At 55.6% G+C, this 2,228-nt stretch carries 2 protein-coding genes; both read left to right on the top strand.

What is annotated here, in order from left to right:
• Positions 1-1,678 (top strand): response regulator (locus tag KKA81_17355; protein ID MBU2652697.1); only part of this gene is annotated, 1,678 nt, incomplete at its 5' end.
• 24 nt (positions 1,679-1,702) lie between these two features.
• Positions 1,703-2,228, top strand: a 526-nt coding sequence (locus KKA81_17350; GenBank protein ID MBU2652696.1) for a PAS domain-containing protein, incomplete at its 3' end; no start/stop codon positions are given.

Below are 2,228 nucleotides of genomic sequence, written 5' to 3'. Positions count from 1 at the left end.
TCTTCTGCACGAATTGCAAGTCCATCAGATAGAGTTGGAAATGCAGAACGAGGAATTGCGGCACGCGGAGGAAGACGCCCGGGAATACGCGGCTGAACTCGCAGCGATCTACCCGCACGCCCCCTGCATGATGATCCTGATGGATGCGGAACGCCGGGTGCGCAAGGTCAATAATTTTACCGCCGAGTTTGCGAACCAGCCAACCAATGACCTGCTTGGGTTGCGCAGCGGCGAGGTTTTGCGTTGTCTGCATGCGCTTGATAATCCGCTGGGATGCGGCTTCGGCCCATTATGCCAGGACTGCCTGATCCGTCGCACTGTCCTGGATACTATCGAATCAGACACCGTTCATCACCAAGTGGAAGCCACCCTGGCGGTATCCGCTCCGGAACTTCAAGGCAATCATACGTTCCTTCTCTCCTCCGTGCCCTTGAATCTGCGAGGTGCGCCGATGGCGCTGGTCAGTCTCCTGGATATCACAGACCGCAAACGTGCCGAGGAGGAGCGTGAGCTCTTGGCGGAGCAATTGCGGCAGTCCGAGAAAATGGCCGCCATCGGCCAACTCGCCGGCGGCATCGCCCATAACTTCAATAACCAGCTTTCCGGGGTTCTCGGTTACGCGGATCTGCTGCTCACCAAACTGGAAGACGATACACTTCGCCGTTATGCTGCAGGCATTATCACTTCCTCGCGTCAGGCGAGTGAACTCGCCTCACAACTTCTCGCCTTCTCCCGCAAAGGGAAGTATATCTCTACGCTGGTGGACATGCACCGCCTGATCAGCGAGACAGCTTCGCTCCTCTGGCACAGTATTGACCGACGAATCGAAATCCGTCAGCATCTGGACGCCGAATATGCCACGGTTCTGGGAGACCGGTCGCAAATCCAGAGCATTCTCCTTAACCTCGGCCTTAATGCCCGTGACGCCATGCCAAACGGCGGCGAGCTCGTGTTTTCAACCGCAGTGATCGACCTTGCCAAGATAAAGGCGACTACCCTTGGCGTGGAACCAGGACGTTATCTGCGTATTGCCGTTGCCGACACCGGCGCGGGTATGTCCCCTGAGACGATCAAACATATTTACGAACCGTTCTTCACAACCAAGGAGATTGGCAAAGGCACTGGTCTCGGACTCGCTGCTGTTTATGGAACCGTAATTAACCATCATGGCGCGATTGAGGTGCAAAGCGAACTGGATAAGGGATCGATATTCGTGATCTATCTGCCCCTGAGCGAGGAGGCAATGCCCAATCCTGCCGCAGAACCAAAGTCGGCGGCAAATGGTCACGGGCATGTGCTGCTCGTGGATGACGAAAACGTGATCCGAATCATAGGTGCGGATATGTTGCAGGACATTGGATATGAGGTTACGGTGTGCGGCGATGGCGTCGAGGCCTTTGCCCGTTATCGCGAATGCTGGGAGGCAATCGATGTGGTGATTCTGGACATCGTGATGCCGAAAATGAGTGGTCGGGACACCTTTGCCGCCCTGCGCGAAATCAACCCCGGCGTCAAGGTGATTATCTCCTCCGGCTACAGCATCGACGGCGAGGCCAAGCAGATTCTTGAGGATGGCGCTATAGCATTTTTACAAAAACCATTCAATCTTGCGGAACTGTCGCGGAAGGTAAATGAAGCGCTGCAGGGGGTAATGACGTCTACAGCGGAAGTGTTTTAATTGCGGCAAGGGCGTGGAGACAACATGTCGAGACAGAAACGAAAAAGTCAGGATAGCGAAGACCTGGGCCATTGCGCGGAAGCTGAATTGGATAATTGCGATGCGGAAGCCGACCTGCCGCAGAATGAAGCGGAGGCGATGCGTCTTCTGCACGAACTCCAGGTTCACCAGATAGAACTGGAGATGCAAAACGAAGAGTTACGCAAGACGCGAGCCGAAGTCGAAACCGCCCTGGCAAAGTACACGGATCTCTACGATTTCGCTCCCGCAGGCTACCTGACCTTAGCGAAGGACGGGACTATTCGGGCTGTTAATTTTCTCGGCGCCAAGCTTCTAAGTAAAGAACGCTCCCATCTGATCGGCCGACCGTTCGGGATTTTAGTCACCGAGGAGTGCCGTCCCGCCTTCAATACGTTTCTCGATCAGGTCTTTGCCGAGGCTGCCGATACGACCTGCGTGGTGTCGCTCCCTGGTGACGGCGATTCTCCACAAACCGTCCGGATCATGGCGACAGCATCCCCAATGGGCGAGGAGTGCCGCATGGTCGTGG

The sequence above is a fragment of the Bacteroidota bacterium genome, from assembly GCA_018831055.1.
Classification (GTDB): domain Bacteria; phylum Bacteroidota; class Bacteroidia; order Bacteroidales; family B18-G4; genus M55B132.
The sequence above is the reverse complement of the archived record's forward strand: the minus strand, read 5'-3'. Positions and strand labels throughout refer to the sequence as shown.